The organism is Dokdonella sp., from assembly GCF_041395345.1.
GTDB lineage: Bacteria > Pseudomonadota > Gammaproteobacteria > Xanthomonadales > Rhodanobacteraceae > Dokdonella.
The window spans coordinates 358,106-373,697 of record NZ_JAWLAR010000001.1; the positions used below are offsets into that span (position 1 = coordinate 358,106).

General features: G+C 60.3%; 11 protein-coding genes. 6 read left to right on the top strand and 5 right to left on the bottom strand.

Translation table 11 applies throughout. The features are described 5' to 3' along the window. Positions 1–82 precede the first annotated feature (82 nt). Positions 83–1,570 carry a sodium/proline symporter PutP gene (gene putP, locus R3F00_RS01745; RefSeq protein WP_371279968.1) on the top strand — a complete coding sequence of 496 codons (1,488 nt, stop codon included), beginning with the start codon at positions 83–85 and terminating at the stop codon, positions 1,568–1,570. Positions 1,571–1,799: 229 nt separating this feature from the next. Here putP and R3F00_RS01750 read toward each other — a convergent pair whose 3' ends face one another. Further along, positions 1,800–2,897, bottom strand: coding sequence for a PA0069 family radical SAM protein (locus R3F00_RS01750; RefSeq protein ID WP_371279969.1), 1,098 nt, complete (start codon positions 2,895–2,897; stop codon positions 1,800–1,802). 119 nt (positions 2,898–3,016) lie between these two features. On the opposite strand from R3F00_RS01750, the gene R3F00_RS01755 reads away from it, so the two are divergent. From R3F00_RS01755 to R3F00_RS01765, 3 genes are all read left to right on the top strand, one after another. Next, entirely contained in the window at positions 3,017–5,032 is a 2,016-nt protein-coding gene (locus R3F00_RS01755; protein WP_371279970.1) for a S9 family peptidase, read from the top strand. A 212-nt stretch (positions 5,033–5,244) separates the two neighbouring features. After that, on the top strand, positions 5,245–6,087 hold the full coding sequence (locus R3F00_RS01760; RefSeq protein ID WP_371279971.1) for an SDR family NAD(P)-dependent oxidoreductase: 843 nt from the start codon (positions 5,245–5,247) through the stop codon (positions 6,085–6,087). Between the two features lie 650 nt (positions 6,088–6,737). After that, positions 6,738–9,338 (top strand): choice-of-anchor Q domain-containing protein, encoded by a 2,601-nt coding sequence (locus R3F00_RS01765; RefSeq protein ID WP_371279972.1) that lies wholly within the window; start codon positions 6,738–6,740, stop codon positions 9,336–9,338. Positions 9,339–9,525: 187 nt separating this feature from the next. Here the strand turns inward: R3F00_RS01765 and R3F00_RS01770 are convergent, their stop codons facing one another. From R3F00_RS01770 to R3F00_RS01780, 3 genes are all read right to left on the bottom strand, one after another. Next, entirely contained in the window at positions 9,526–10,002 is a 477-nt protein-coding gene (locus tag R3F00_RS01770; protein WP_371279973.1) for a PA2169 family four-helix-bundle protein, read from the bottom strand. A gap of 302 nt (positions 10,003–10,304) precedes the next feature. After that, the gene (locus R3F00_RS01775; RefSeq protein ID WP_371279974.1) at positions 10,305–11,261 is read right to left on the bottom strand and encodes a hypothetical protein; all 957 of its coding nucleotides are present in this window, start codon (positions 11,259–11,261) and stop codon (positions 10,305–10,307) included. Beyond that, complete coding sequence (locus tag R3F00_RS01780; RefSeq protein WP_371279975.1) at positions 11,258–13,516, bottom strand: VIT domain-containing protein; 2,259 nt, start codon at positions 13,514–13,516, stop codon at positions 11,258–11,260. Before R3F00_RS01780 ends, R3F00_RS01775 begins: the two co-directional genes overlap by 4 nt. Before the next feature lie 422 nt (positions 13,517–13,938). Between R3F00_RS01780 and R3F00_RS01785 the strand changes: the two genes are divergently transcribed. Continuing rightward, the gene (locus R3F00_RS01785; RefSeq protein WP_371279976.1) at positions 13,939–14,223 is read left to right on the top strand and encodes a hypothetical protein; all 285 of its coding nucleotides are present in this window, start codon (positions 13,939–13,941) and stop codon (positions 14,221–14,223) included. Between the two features lie 232 nt (positions 14,224–14,455). Here R3F00_RS01785 and R3F00_RS01790 read toward each other — a convergent pair whose 3' ends face one another. After that, positions 14,456–15,346 (bottom strand): energy transducer TonB, encoded by an 891-nt coding sequence (locus tag R3F00_RS01790; RefSeq protein ID WP_371279977.1) that lies wholly within the window; start codon positions 15,344–15,346, stop codon positions 14,456–14,458. A 101-nt stretch (positions 15,347–15,447) separates the two neighbouring features. Here R3F00_RS01790 and R3F00_RS01795 point away from each other — a divergent pair, with 101 nt between their 5' ends. After that, positions 15,448–15,576 carry a hypothetical protein gene (locus tag R3F00_RS01795; protein WP_371279978.1) on the top strand — a complete coding sequence of 43 codons (129 nt, stop codon included), beginning with the start codon at positions 15,448–15,450 and terminating at the stop codon, positions 15,574–15,576. The last annotated feature ends 16 nt before the right edge of the window (positions 15,577–15,592 follow it).

Consider the following 15,592-nt stretch of genomic DNA (forward strand, 5'->3'; position numbering starts at 1 on the left):
ATCAACCCGTGGACACGCGTTAAGCTGTCGCACTTGAGCGGGCCTTCCGGGCCCGTTTTTCTCGCCTGCCCAGGGAGCTGCAATGACCGCCAGTACGCCGTTGATCGTCACTTTCGCCGTCTACCTGTTCGCGACGATCGCGATCGGTTTCTATGCCTGGTACTCCACGCGCACCTTCGACGACTACATCCTCGGTGGTCGCTCGCTGGGCAGTTATGTCACGGCGATGTCGGCAGGCGCCTCGGACATGAGCGGCTGGTTGCTGATGGGCCTGCCGGGCGCGCTGTATGTTGGTGGCGCATCGGAAGCCTGGATTGTCATCGGACTGATTCTCGGTGCCTGGGCCAACTGGCGCTATGTCGCCGGACCGTTGCGCGTCTACACCGAGCGCACCAACAACTCGCTCACCCTGCCCGACTACTTCACTCATCGTTTCGCCGACGACAAGCGCATCCTCCGCGTCTTTTCCGCCGTCATCATCCTGCTGTTCTTCGCGGTCTATTGCGCCTCGGGTATCGTCGCCGGTGCGCGCCTGTTCGAAAGCACGTTCGGCGTGCCCTACGCACAGGCGATCTGGTACGGCGCCGCCGCCACCATCCTGTATACCCTGATCGGCGGCTTCCTTGCGGTCAGCTGGACCGACACCGTGCAGGCCACCCTGATGCTGTTCGCGCTGATTCTCACGCCCATCATGGTGATCGTGGGCAACGGCGGCTTCGATTCGAGCCTGGCCGTGATCGAACAGGTCGACCCGAAACGCCTGGAGTGGGTCGGTACCGGCGGCGTCATCGCGATCATTTCGTCGATGGCCTGGGGACTCGGCTATGTCGGCCAGCCGCATATCCTGGCCCGCTTCATGGCCGCCGACAGCGTCAAGTCGATTCCCGCTGCGCGCCGTATCGGCATGGCCTGGATGATCATCTGCCTGACCGGATCCATCGCCGTCGGCTTTTTCGGTATCGCCTGGTTTGGCGCCAACCCGACCTTTGCAGGCGAAGTCAACGACAACTCCGAGCGCGTCTTCATCCTGCTTGCCCAGCAACTGTTCAACCCGTGGATAGCCGGCATCCTGCTGTCAGCCATTCTGGCCGCCGTCATGAGTACCTTGTCCTGCCAGTTGCTGGTCTGTTCGAGCGCCCTCACCGAGGATTTCTATCGCGGCTTCCTGCGCAAGAGTGCGGGCAGCAAGGAGCTGGTCTGGGTCGGTCGCACCACGGTTCTGATCGTGGCCCTGATCGCGATCGCCATCGCCTCGGATCCGGACAGCCGCGTGCTCGGCCTGGTCAGCTATGCCTGGGCCGGTTTCGGTGCCGCATTCGGTCCGGTCATCCTGCTTTCGCTGTACTGGAAGCGGGTCAATCGCAATGGCGCCCTGGCCGGCATGGTTGTCGGCACGTTGACGGTCGTGCTGTGGAAGCAATCCGGCAGTGCCCTGTATGAAATGATCCCCGGCTTCATCGCAGCGACGATTGCCATCGTCGCGGTCAGCCTGCTTACACGCGGACCTTCGGCGCAGGTGCAGGCCACGCACGAAGAAGTCATGAAGGAACTGCGCACGACCGGCTATTGACCTTGGTTCCCTCTCCCGCCGGGAGAGGGTGCCCCGAAGTGCGAAGGATGCGAGACCGATTCCGTCTCCCAACGGGAAAAGGTGGCCGCAGGCCGGATGAGGGTTCCTGCGAAGCCCGGACTTCAATCAGACGGGCAGCTTCCATCTTCTTTGACACCTTCTCCCAAGGGGAGAAGGACCAAACATCGGGGCCCTGCATGTGATGCGCCGTAGCGCGCTAAACCGAAGTTCAAAACAAGTCGCCCTGCGCCGAATCCCGACGCGGCGCCACGAACTTCGAGCGATTGAGCGACAACTCGCGCGAACGCTTCAGGCCATGCTTGCGACAGGCCAGCGCGAAGCGCTGCCGGATCAGGTCGGCATAGGGACCTTCGCCGCGCATCCGAGAGCCGAACCGCGCATCGTTGTCGCGTCCGCCGCGCATCTGCCGGATCAGGCTCATCACGTGTTCGGCGCGATCGGGCACGTGCAGGTCCAGCCACTCGCGGAACAGATCCTTCAATTCCAGCGGCAGGCGCAACACGGTGTAGCCGGCGATGTTCGCACCGAGCGCGGCCGCTTGTTCGAGCACGTGTTCCATGTGCATGTCGGTGACCGCCGGGATGATCGGTGCGACCAGCACGCCACAGGGCACGCCGGCCGCGTGCAGATTGGCAACGATCTGCATGCGTCGGTGCGGCGCGGTTGCGCGCGGCTCCAACGTGCTTGCCAGACGGTTGTCGAGAATGCCGATCGAGACAAACACCTGGACCAGGTTTTCACGCGCCATCGGCGCCAGCAGATCGAGATCGCGCTCGACCAGCGCATTCTTGGTCACGATGGTCAATGGATGCCGGCAGTCGTGCAGCACCTCGACGATCTCGCGCGTGATCCCATACTCCCGCTCGATCGGCTGGTAGGCATCGGTGTTCGCGCCCAGGGTGATCGGCTCGCAGACGTAGCCCGCCTTGGCCAGCTCGGCACGCAGGCGTTCGGCGGCATTGGTCTTGGCGTAGAGCTGCGTCTCGAAATCCAGCCCCGGCGAAAGATTCAGGTACGCGTGCGTCGGCCGCGCATAGCAATAGTTGCAGCCATGTTCGCAGCCACGATACGGGTTGATCGATTGCGTGAACGGAATGTCGGGGGAATCGTTGTGGCTGATGATCGAGCGCGCCCGCTCAATCGAAACGCGCGTCGGCGGTCGTGTCGCAGCTTCTTCCTCGCGATACCAGCCGTCATCCTCCAGTGTTTTCGACAACGCCTCGAAGCGCCCCTCGCGATTGCTGCCCGCGCCGCGTCCCTTGATCCGGATCGGTCGGTTGAGGTCGTCGGGATCGTGCCTGGCCATGGGCTGATTATGAGCGCATCCGTCGCAGCAGCCGAGACGTCGGACGAGGCCGGACCGGCGTTGTCGCGATGATCGCTGCGATGGGTTAGGCTCCCGACAAAATACTGCGGAGAATGCCCATGCGGTCTTGCACCTTGAACGTTGCCTTTCGCGCTGTTGCCGGCTTCACTGCAACGCTGGCAATGCTGCCGTCCTTGGGTTTGGCGGACAACCCCGTCAGCCGCGAGGAAGTGGGCAATCGCGTCAGCGAGAATATCCCGCCGATACCAGCCACGCTTACCGATCAGCTCAACCGCTATCAGAACACGCGGGGCGCGCCTGTTGCCGGCTGGCTGGATTCGGAGTGTCTGCTGATCAGTACCCGCTTTGCCGAGACCAACCAGGCCCATCGCGTATGCGAACCACTGGGCATGCGCGAACAGCTCACGTTCTACAGCGAGCCGGTGGGCAGCCTGACGCCCGCACCCGCTGCCTCCGCGCGCCAGGGTTTCGTCTTTTCGCGCGATGCCGGTGGCGACGAGTTCTCGCAACTCTACTGGTTCGATCTTGGTACACGCGACACCACGCTGCTGACCGATGGCAAACGCTCGCAAAACAGCGGCCCATTGTTTTCTGCAGACGGCAACCTGCTTGCGTACACGAGCACCTCTCGCACCGGCAAGGACTACGACATCTGGATTCGCGACATGCAGGCAGGTACCGCAAAGACCGTTGTGACCGAGGGCGGCGCCTGGGGGGCGATGGATTTCTCCGCCGATGGAAAGCGCCTGCTCGTCATTCACTATGTTTCTATCAACGAATCCTATCCGGGCGAGGTCGATCTCGAGACGGGCAAGCTCAGGATGTTTCCGGTTGACGGCGACAAGGCGGCGTTCGGCGATTTCCGCTTCGCCGGCAAGGACAATGCGGTGTATTTCGTCTCGGACGAACCGTTCAAGGGCAAGCCCAGCGAGTTCAAGACGCTGCGCTACCACGATCCGGCCAGCGGCGACTACAAGCAGTTGAGCGGCGACATTCCCTGGGATGTCGATGCGCTGGAAATCTCCGACGACGGTGCCCATCTCGCCTTTGTCAGCAACGAAGACGGCATCGACACCCTGCATGTCCTGAGCTTGCCGGAGCAGCGCGAGATCGCCCTGCCGACGCTGCCGGTGGGATTGATAGGCGGCTTGTCGTTCTCGCCGGACGGCAAGCGGCTGGCGCTGACCCTGAACTCGGCCACTTCGCCGAGTGACGCCTATGTCATCGACCTGGCCGAAGCCGGCATGACACGCTGGACACGCAGCGAAGTCGGCGGCCTCGACACCGCGAAATTCGCATCGCCCACGCTGATCCGCTTTCCGACCTTCGACAAGGTCAACGGAAAGGCTCGCACGATCCCGGCCTTCTACTACAAGCCGGCCAATGCCAGCGCCACCCGCAAAGTGCCCGTCGTCATCAACATCCACGGCGGGCCGGAAAGCCAGTCCACACCGTATTTCAGCTCGACCACCCAATACATGGTCGGGGAGCTCGGCGTTGCCGTGATCTACCCCAACGTGCGCGGCTCTTCCGGTTACGGCAAATCCTTTCTGCGCCTGGATAATGCCGAAAAGCGCGAGGATTCGGTAAAGGACATTGGCGCCCTGCTTGACTGGGTTGCCCTGCAGCCCGAACTTGACGCCAATCGTGTGGCGGTATTCGGCGGCAGCTATGGCGGCTACATGGTGCTGGCCACGATGACCAACTATCCCGAGCGCATCAAGGCGGGTATCGATGTCGTCGGCATTTCGCACTTCGGAACCTTCCTCAAGAATACGGAAGATTACCGCCGTGACTTGCGACGTGCCGAGTACGGCGACGAACGCGATCCGGACATGCAGAAGGTGTTCGAGCGCATCTCGCCACTGAACAACGCGCAGAAGATTCGCGCACCTCTGTTTGTCGCCCAGGGCAAGAACGATCCGCGCGTGCCGTTCACCGAAGCCGAGCAGATCGTCAAGGCCGTGCGCGACAATGGTGAGCCGGTCTGGTATCTCCTTTACAACGATGAGGGCCACGGCTTCAGGAAGAAGACCAACAGCGACTACTTCACCGCGGCGTCAATGTTGTTCCTGCAGCGCTATCTGCTGAACGAGACCAGGCCGTCGCCGTAGCAGACGCACTGGCACGAATGCGCGAGGGCACATCGCGCCTATGCCATGCTCGAGATCATTGCTACCCCAGGGTTGCGAAGCTCGGAGGGAGCTTCGCACCGGATCACGAACCGGAGACCATGCTCATGCGGATTACGTTGATTGCAATCGCCGCGCTATTCGGATTCTCCTCACTCGCGGCCCATGCACAATCGGAAGACTCGGCGAAAACGATGTCCGAGCCAGCCAAGGCCGTGCTGGTCACCGGCGCGAGCAGCGGCATCGGCAAGAAGATCACCGAGCATCTCGCTGGAAAGGGCTATTTCGTCTATGCAGGCGCTCGCAAGCAGGCCGACATCGACATGCTCAATGCGATCGAGAACGTGCAAGCGCTCCAGCTCGATGTGACCAAACAGGCTGACATCGATGCCGCAGTCAAGACGATCGAGGACGCCGGCCGCGGGCTGCATGGGCTCGTCAACAATGCCGGAGTCGCGACCCTGGGATTTCTGACCGAAACCAGTCCGAAAGAATTCGACCTCGTCATGAAGGTGAATGCCTACGGCCCCTACCTTGTCACGCGCGCGTTCGCGCCGATGATCATCGAACAGAAGGGGCGCATCACGACGATCGGTTCGATCTCGGGCATTCTCGCTTCGGAGAGGCTGGGTGCCTACGCCATGAGCAAGCATGCAGTGGAAGCGTTTACCGACTCACTGGCGAAGCAGATGCAGCCACTCGGCGTGGAAGTCAGCGTGATCGAGCCGGGCAACTACGATTCGGAGATAGGCAAGAATGCGGCACAGCGAACGGGAGTCGACTCTCCGATAGCGGATCGCAGCAAGTACAAGCAACCCGATGAAGTGGCCGCCGCGGCCGAGCTGGCCCTGTTTGGCGACAATCCCAAGCGCCGCTACATGGTGGTGCCAAACCAGCGCGAAGCCGAGATCACGATCCGGAAGCAGATCGAGCAGTTGGTCCAGCTCAATGAAGGCCAACCCTACACGTATGACCGTGATGCGCTGGTGAAAATGCTCGACGAGGCACTGGCGACATCACGGCCGCGCAGTCCGTAGAAAAGCGAAAGCGCGTGGCTGCCTGTGCAGCCACGTCGGACTATGCTGCGTTGGTTGTTTCCTTGCGAGGGAGCCGCTCTGCAGGTTGCTTCGCAATCGGGCGTCCAACCGTCAATGCCTTGCACAAGTCTGCGTCCATGTCGGCGAATTCCTGGCCCGGTTCGGAACCCGGCGCGTTGAAACGCCGCCGAACGATGTTGTCTGGCAAGTGCCGGTGGTGTCGGCACGCAAGCTGTAAAGCCCTCGGTCCAGGCGGCCGCCAAGGCGAGAATCGACCTGGGCTCAATCCCTGGGGAGGGCATCCTTTCAGCCCTTCACGAGCTGTGAGCCAGCGCCATGCTATGTCGGCGGCCCGCATCTCGAACAGTTCGCAACCCGTCCTGCGGGCAGACCATGTGCCATGAAAGAGAGCACGAGATGGAGATCCATCTGGGCATTCCAGTTGGCATCGAGAAACGCGCCGTTTTGCCAATGAGTCGGAGGGCGCCGCGGGTCCAGCTTCAAGCCGGTGCCATCAGCTCGCCGATTTCGCCATATCAATGCCTGGCGCCCAGATTTCACGACAATTTCAGGATTCCTGAAGGTAAATCCCCCGTCAGCCAGCCATGCTCGTCGTTCCTTTCGTTGCGCAGCGAGCAAACATGAGACGCATGATTACGAGCCTGTGCCTGGCTTCGCTGTCAGGGGCTGCGATGGCCGCGAATATCAACATCGGGCCGAACGGCTGTACGCTGGCGGACGCGATAACGGCAGCCAATGTGAACGCACCGATCGGCAATTGCGCGGCCGGTTCGGGCAGCGACGTCATCATCGCCCCCGATGGCTGGGTGGTCACCCTCACTTCGGACCTGCCTCCCATTGCCTCCGACATGACCATCCGTTCAGCCAGTGCCGCAGGCATCTTCTACATATTGGGGAATGATCAACGCAGGGTGCTCAAGATCGTCGGCAACAACACCGATGTGACCCTGCTGCGCGTGGAGATTGGCGGCGGAAAGACCGGCTTGCTGGACGGTGCCGGCGCGGGCATTCGTATCGAAAACGCGAACGTCCAGCTGGTTGATTCGGTTGTGATTTCAAACGAGTACACCCAGGGGCAGGGCAGCGGAATCTATGTAACCGGCGGCGACCTCACTCTGGAGCGCACCAGGGTGCAGGCGAACAAGAGCGGCTCCGCTGTCTCCGCCCAGAATGCTTCTGTTCATGTGGTCGATTCCCTGTTCCTCCAGAACTCACAAGGCGCGATCGGCGTGTCGAGCAGCACTCTGCTGGTCGAGCGCAGCCTGATTGACGAAATGGAATTTGGCATTGGCGGTAGCCAGTCGGTCGCGGAGATCATCAATACGACTTTTTCCTCGAGCATTCCCAACCCGGATTTTCCACCGACTGCATTCAGCTTCACCAATTCTTCATCCGTAACGCTCAACCACGTGACCAGCAGCTACAAGTTCAGACTCACGGACTCCATTCTCAGTGCAAGCAATTCGCTTCTCTTGAGCTGCGAATTGTTCAGCACCAACGTGATCCTCAACACGAACAATCTGTATGCCACCAACTACACGGCCAATCCTGCCAATTGCCTGGGTGATTTACCCGAGAATGTCTTCCTGCGACCGCTCGCCGATAACGGCGGACTGACCATGACACGCGCAATTGGCAGGCCGGATTCGGGAGCGATCAATGCCGGCAATCCAACTTATTGCGAGCCGGTCGATCAGCGTGGCCAGCTACGCGGAACGCTTTGTGATATCGGTGCCTATGAAGCGACCGGGTTTGCCGATGTATCGGTCGATGCCCGTATCGAGCCCGGCCCGGACTATGTCAGTGGTCAGCGCATCGTCGTCTTTGCCGAGCTGGAGAACGCTGGCCCCGGCCCCGCTACCAACGTGCGTTTCGATATGGATGCCACCCATGCCTTTGTCGCAAGCGTGAACTCGGCCTACTGCAATACGATTCCCTGTGTCATCACCAGCATTCAGCCAGGGCAGACGCTGACCATTCCGATCGAGATGACCCTGGGAAGCTATCTCAACAGTCCGTTCACGCTCGATCTGAACGCACACACGACGGTGGATTCGACCTACGAAGACGCCGACGAAGACGATCCGAGTGGCACCAACTTCTTCAGTATCTTGCACCCGATCTACCAGGGCTCCGACCTCTCCCTGGTGATGGACCTGATGACCGATGCGCCGTTCTTTGTCGGCCAGACGATCGAATACGAGGCGCACATCGCAAACCTCGGACCGCAAACAGCCAGTGGAGTCGAGCTGCGATTCACCCCGGACAGCCTGAACAACATTGCATTTTCCGGCTGTACGTCGGTGTCGGGACTGACCTGCGACGTGGCCAATATCGGCAGCGGTGGATCACGCACCGTTGCCATCCAGGCGGTTGTCGCTGACGATCAGTTCAATGCCATCGCCTCAGTGAACGCAAATCAGGTCGACATCAACCTCGGCAACAATATCGACAACCTCAACAATGGCGGCGGCGTTGAAAAGGCCGATATTGCCGTGGCATTGGCACTACTGGATGCCGGGCCGTACTACAGCTATCGCTACCTGCAGTTTGAAATTGCCATACAGGCCGGCGACGATCCGGCTTCGAACATCCAGCTCAACTACACGTTTCCCGGCGCCGAGCTGATCGATATTCAGGGCTGTGCGAGCTATCCCTGTGTGATCCCGCAACTGGCGGCGAACAGCCAGATCATTTTGCTCGCACAGTTCTTCGCCCCAATTGCCGTTCCAGGCACCGTCGACGCTCTCAATTTCCAGGTGTATGCAATACCCGGGCAACAGGATCCGAATCTCGCCGACAACGAGGCAGCGCTGATCAGGCCACTGGTTCCCAATGCAGATGTCGCCGCGCAACTGGTCCTGGTCAGTCCACCGCCCTACTACGCCGGTCAGGAAATCGAATATGCCCTGCGCATTCCAAACGGCGGCCCCAATGCCGCGACATCGGTCGACATCAGTGCGAATCCACAAAACCTGACCTTGCTGAGCGCATTCGGGGATCTGTGCCTGAACCTCGATTGCACCATTTCCCGGCTCAATGAGTTCGACGAGGAAAACATCACACTGATCTACCAGATCAATCAGGCCGGTGCTTTCAACCTGACCGCGACCGTGGATGCCAACGAGCTGGACGTCAACCTCGGCAACAACACCGATAGCACGGGCAATGGCGGCAACGCGGTGTCGCCACCCAGCAACGACGTGCTATTCGCTGACGGCTTCGAGTAGCGCACTCCACTACTGGCACCCTCGATCCTGCTGGTTGACCCGAGCGAAAAGAAAAAGGGACGGAGCTGTCGGCTCCGTCCCGCGTTTACTTCTGACACCAGGATTTCTGTTTTCCGACGTAGCCAGAATCCCTGGTCAGATCATTTGCATCACGCCATTGCCCGAGGACGCAGGGACTTGGCCCAACTTAATGCCTCGCTTCCATCTTCCACTTGCGGTCGCGCAAGGTGTCGTGGTGCGCCTGCACGGTTGGCAGATAGCTGCGCAGGGATTCCTTCACTTCCTTCGGCGCGGAGTCGCTCTTGATCACGTCATGGAAGGCCTCCATCAGCTGATCTTCGCTCTTCTCGAGTTCGCTGACGTAACTGTAGTCGCTCTTTTCCCGGCCCATGCTGGTGCGGACCTCTTCATAGACTTCACGAAGGGCGCCACGGAACGTGCCAGCCTTGGCCGGTTCGGCTCCTTCCGCACGAACCTCCTTCGACATCGAGCCAACCAGCCCGTTCTTGGAACTGGCCATGTGGTCGAACAGGCGGCGGAGCTCCGGGTTGTCGACGGATTTGGCGGCGTCCGTATAGAAATTCGCGCTGTCGCGCGTGGCCTCGATCAGTTCGTTGAGGGTGCCAATCTTTTCAAAACGGATTTCATTCCGGGTAGTCGTCATGGGATAGCTCCTTTGATTTGGCCACGGAGTCAAGCCGAATAGCCATCGGCGACGTGGCGAGTGAATGCTTTCCTGCCTATGCAGGACACTCACCCTACAGGACCAGCAGTGAACATCGCATGACCCCACTTGTTCCACAAAGTGTTTCACGCGCAATGTGTTCTTGCGAAGCGAGGAAGCCATGATCACCGGACGAGAACGGGCGCGACAGTGGACAGCTTGTCCATGCCATGCATTGCACATATCGGAATCGAGCAATGATCCGAGCGCGTTCACGCGTCTGGCGCGAAGCCCGAACCGACCTACTCTGGCAACAGCTCGCCCAAAAGACTGCCTTGGCCAAGAACCGCCAGGGTGCCCTGACCGACCAGGGTACATCCCGATGTCGCGGCATCGACATGCCAGGCGAGGTCGCCCCTGTCGAGACCGTAGGCCCTGAGCTTGTCGATGACGGAGGCATGCGAACTGAGTCGTCGAACCGCACGATCCGACCGGCACGCAGTGTTGTCGGTAATCGCCAGCTCGATGCGAACCGGCGCCGTGCGCCATGTCAGTTCGCCGGCGAAAGATGTCTCACCGGCCGCTTCTGAAAGCCGCGCAGTCAGCTGCTTGCGAATGCGCTCTTCGCGAGTGGCGTCAAGCTCTGCGCGCGGTGCCACTTGCGCTTCGAACAGGCGCTCGCTGCGCCAGTTCCTGGCACCACCATCCGCATCAACAGTCTGGCCGAACTCGATCCAGTTGTAGCTGGCCTCAACAACGCGCCGATTGGCATCTGCGCCCCCAAACAGACGTGCATAGAGATCCAGCAGGTCGACACGCCGGCCGACTCCGCAGGATTCGATGAGCAGTCGAGTCCGGGTGTCGAACATGCTGCGCGGCAGGGCCGGAAACTCTCCGCGTTGCAGCGCGCGTTCGAGATCCGGAAGATCGGCACGGGTGCCGTCGGCATAGAGTGGAACGGCCAGCCCCACCCAGGGTGAGCCGTGCGCAACGAGGATGATGCGCCCCCAGGGCGGGTCATCCGACTTGTGCGAGCGTACCAGCCATTCGCGTGCCTCCTGCAACGATCGAGCACCCACCACAAGCAAGTCGGTGTCCGAGCGCATGCGCTCCTTGTAATACGCCGTCGCAGGCGCGTAAAAGCTGCCTGCATCCGCCGTGTCCTCGCCGAGAATGAAGACGGCATCTCGTCTGGACGGTTCGGCTGCGGCGCCTGTCAGTGCTGCCAGCAGACCGAGTGCGAGCAGAATTCGTGTCATCCACGCAACAGGGATTGCAGCGTCGCTTCCGGATAATCGCTGAACCCTTCTGGCGCGATCAGCAACGCGACATCTCCGATGACAATGATGACGCGCGTGCCGAGTGCAACGGCTGCGGCCCATTCGGGTCTGGCTTCAAGTAGGCGGGCAAGGGCCGTGCTGTCGGCACGCAGGCGCAGCAAGGTCATGTCATCCCGATAGCTCAGATCGGTCCAGGTAGCATCGCGAAGTTCGAAAGTTCGCTTGCCGATGGTGTGAACGGCTGTAACGCTACCAGAGGGAACGAGACTTGCGCCGAGCGCAGCACCAATGGTGCGTGTCAGGCCAAATGCGCTACCTGTTCCCGCGCTCCTGTAACTTGGGGCTGGCGGTGGCGGCGGTGATGCTGCCACGAGCGGGGGTTCCTCCGGACTCTCAAGTGTCTTGGAAATGGCCGGCTGCTGGACTGATCTCGCAGCCTGATCGGCACGCACTACTTCGTCGACAGCGACGAAGGACGTGTATGGCGACAGAAGTCCGTAGGCCAGCGAAAGTTCAGTGATTTCGGCTGCGTTCGGCTCTCCTCCCGAGTATCCCCAACCGGGTGACGACTGTTCATCGAGCAAACGCTGCATGCGCGTACGTGCCCAGAGCAGACGAAGCGCGGAAAGCTGCGGTGAAATGGAATTTGCATCGGGACTGACCGCTGCCTGATAGGGACCGTTGCCGGAAACGCCACTGACCAGCATGGCGCCCTGCGCCGGGCCCCGATAGCGGCCGACCACGATGATCGGTCGCTCGGCGAGCAGGTCGGCGACCTGACTCGGCTCCAGGTCATAGGCTTCGAGGTCTTCGGGACGCAAGCTCACATTTGTCAGCAAGGGGCGATCGATGTAGCTGCGCAGACGCTCTGCAACCGCGTCACTCTCATTGAAATTTTCGAGAATGAATGGCTCGCCATTGCCAGCGCGTGCCAGCAGTTCGATCACGGGTCGATTGACGTTGCCACCAACACCGAAAGCGAACGTGTTGGCCCGCCCCAGTTGTGATCGAGCGACGGCAAATGCTTCGCCGCCAGCGGCGATCTGGCCATCCGTAATGACGATCACCGAGCGCGCCATGCCGGGTTCTTCCGGCAGGGCATAGGCGGTCTCCAGTGCAGCGACCAGATTGGTGCCACCGCCGGCATTCTCGCTGGATACGGCATTGAGCACCCGATCAAGGTTGTCCGGACTCGCCGTCAACGACCGCTTCGGCGAAAGCACGCGGGATCCGTGCTCGAACAGCACGATATTGAAGCGATCGGTCCACCGCAGGCTGGTGAACAGATCACGAATGAGTCTCTTCGAGACATCCAGCGGCTGTCCGTTCATCGAGCCGGAGACATCGATCACGAAAATGAACTCGCGCGCGGTGACTGCGTTCGCGGAGACCCGGGTCGGAGGCTGGGCCATCATCAGGAAGTAGCCTCCGTCGCCCGCCGGATACATCAGCATGCCGGTCTGGATGGCGTCGCCGGCCAGGGTGTAATGCAAGACATAGTCGGCGGCGCCGGCCCGTTGAAACTCCGCCTCCGACAGATTGATGTCTGCCTCCATCGTGTTCGGATAACTGACGTCGACCGCATGCGAAGGGCTGCTGACATCCTGCAACGGGATGGCGCTGCGGATTCGCGCATGTATGCTGAAGGCATAGTCGACGACTTCGCTGTCCGAGGATGTCTTCACGGGCAACGTCTCGCCGTAGCGACTGCCCATCGTGTTCGGAAACACGAACTCGTAGGTGCCGCGATCAGGTACCAGGAGTTCGGTGTACTTGAGTACTACTTCGATGCGGTCGCCCGGCAGCACATTGGCCACATTCATACGAAAGATGCTCGGGTCGAGCTGCTCAAGCAGGCTGGCGGTCTTGCCCTCGGCACGGGCTGCCTCGTAGGTTTCGCGCGCCTCCTCTTTCTCCGCGATCTTTGCCGTGATCAGGCGATCACCCACACGCATGGTCAGGCCGTAAACGGCGGCGCGAGGTGATCCTGGAAACACGTACAAGGCCTCGATCGGTACATTGCCCCGATTCTCGTAGACCTGCTTGACGGTGACATCGGCGATGACACCCGCGATCAGTACATCCACCTGGGTCGAGGCCAGTGGCAAGTGCTCGACCTTCTCGCCCACTACAGTGAGGTAAGGCGCCTGAGTATTCTGCGGTGCCGAAGCGGCCGCTTGCAGCACGAACAGCAACAGACCGAACACGATGAATGATCGGAGCAATCCTCGCATGGTGATATCCCCTGGGTGGAAAATGTTCTGTCTTGATCAATTAACAGAAATATGGAGTACCCACAAGACAAGACTGGACACGCAAGATGCAGGCAAGTCGCGATTTCGGCGAACTCGACTGAGCCTCAAGTGTCATGAAGAAGCCTACGCCCGACACTCGGTTGACAGCGGAGCAACGAAGAGATCTGTTGGTTCGCCCCGAACTCGGGTATTGCGGCGTTGCCGTATTTCGCTCAGGCAACCGCGCCACTCACGAAACAAGGGACAGGCGTCCTGGCGACCTGGGGCACCTTGTGGGAAGAGCCGAAAGCGCCCGAATGCACTGCAGCCACTGTCGGGCGCAGACGGGTACAGGATCTTCCTATACCCTGACCGTTCGAGCGGAATGCCCCGCAAGACCACAACTGAACCGGGAGTATCAATTGGCCGTCTATCGAATCACGCGTTTTGCCGCATCCGACATGGGCAAGGTGGGAGAATTTACCGAGGCCATGCGCAGCGAGCTGGAAAGCCTCGGCGCCGACTTCATCGACCTGATCTCGTATGGCAACGGCAAGGGCGTCGTCATTGCGAAATATCTGGATCAGGCGGCATCCGACGCTGCATCGGCCACTGCCAGCAAGGTATTCGCCGAGATGATGGAAGCAGGGATCGTCGAAAAAGACTCGGTGCACCCGCACATGGGCGAGGTGTTCAATTCGTTCTAGGCTACATCGCGCCTGGACATGGGAGAGTCGGTGCAGATCGAGTATTGCGGCCAGTTGGAGTCGCGACGAGGAAATCCGGGGAGATGACAGATATGCTTGCTCGAGATCGGCGGGCACCTTGGCATGTGCGTCGCCACCGCTTTTCGGAACGCGTAGGCGTGATTGGTCAACCCAGGTTGCGGACTGGCTAGCTCAGCCGTTGTATGGGCAGGATTCCTGCCGAGTATTCGTGCTAGCTACCGTCGGCCATTCCCAGCATTGGCGACTTCAGACGCAAGCCATTGTTGGAGTAGACACCTCCATTGGCAGCCAGTGCGTCGGGAGCGAAGCCGGGATTGTCATCCGCATTTTCCCACGGATTCGAATGCCGGGGACCCGGGATATAGGGAGTCCATTGGCCATACTCCGCCTCCTTTTTGCGACGGAGGTTGAAACTGATCGGTACTCGGGCAATGAAGGCGTCGCTAAGCGCCTGCTCGCCACGCGTGGGAATGGTGAACTTCCAGCGCTTTACCGCCTTGAGCGACGCCTGGGCCAGCACGTTGCGCCAACGTTCCATCTCTTTTTCGTTGTCGGCAACCGCTTGCAGATTGACCTGTTCGGCCATGGCCTCTTCGACGTTGCCATTGCGATCGATCCTGACCAGCAGGAAGACCTTTCCGCTGACGCCTGCGCGCACCGCGCTGAACGGATACTCCGGTGGCTTCACGCTCCTATAGCGCACTTCTGTGTCCGGCTCGGGTTCCTTCGCGCTGAAGTACGAGGCCGCGATCCTCAGTGAGAAGGTGTCACCTTCGATAGGCTTGGCCACGACCAGAATACTCATGTTGTTGAGGATCGTGGCGTTGGCGGGCACGCCTGTTGGCAGCGACCCGACCTCGAACGACCAGGACTTGATGTTGCGCTCGACGAAATCGCGAACGGCCAGATCGATCTTCTCCGGGTGGTCCAGTTCGAAGCGGCGCAACGTGCCTTCCTGTGTCACCTCCACCGACCCGGTCAACAACATGCTGGCTTCGGCCTGCTTGCGCAGTTCGCTGACGCTGCCGGCCGAGGCAGCGAAGGCGACCGATACAAGCCCCAACGCCAGACAAAAGCGCATCGCCAATCTTCCAGCATTCATTGCTCTCTCCTTGATTCCATTTGATGGGTTCTGATGCTGAAAATGCACCCATTCCGTCTTTGCCACGTTTAAATTATAAGCAAATAATTGGATTGTCGGCTATGAAGACAAACTGGGGCCACGGTCAGCTTGTCGAGAATCGCGCCGAAGATCACTACACCGGTCAAGTGCTCCACGCAGTAAGCGTGTTCGGAGTTCGCATGGGGCCTGTCGATCACCGTGGCTTCTGAATGGCCGAACTACCTG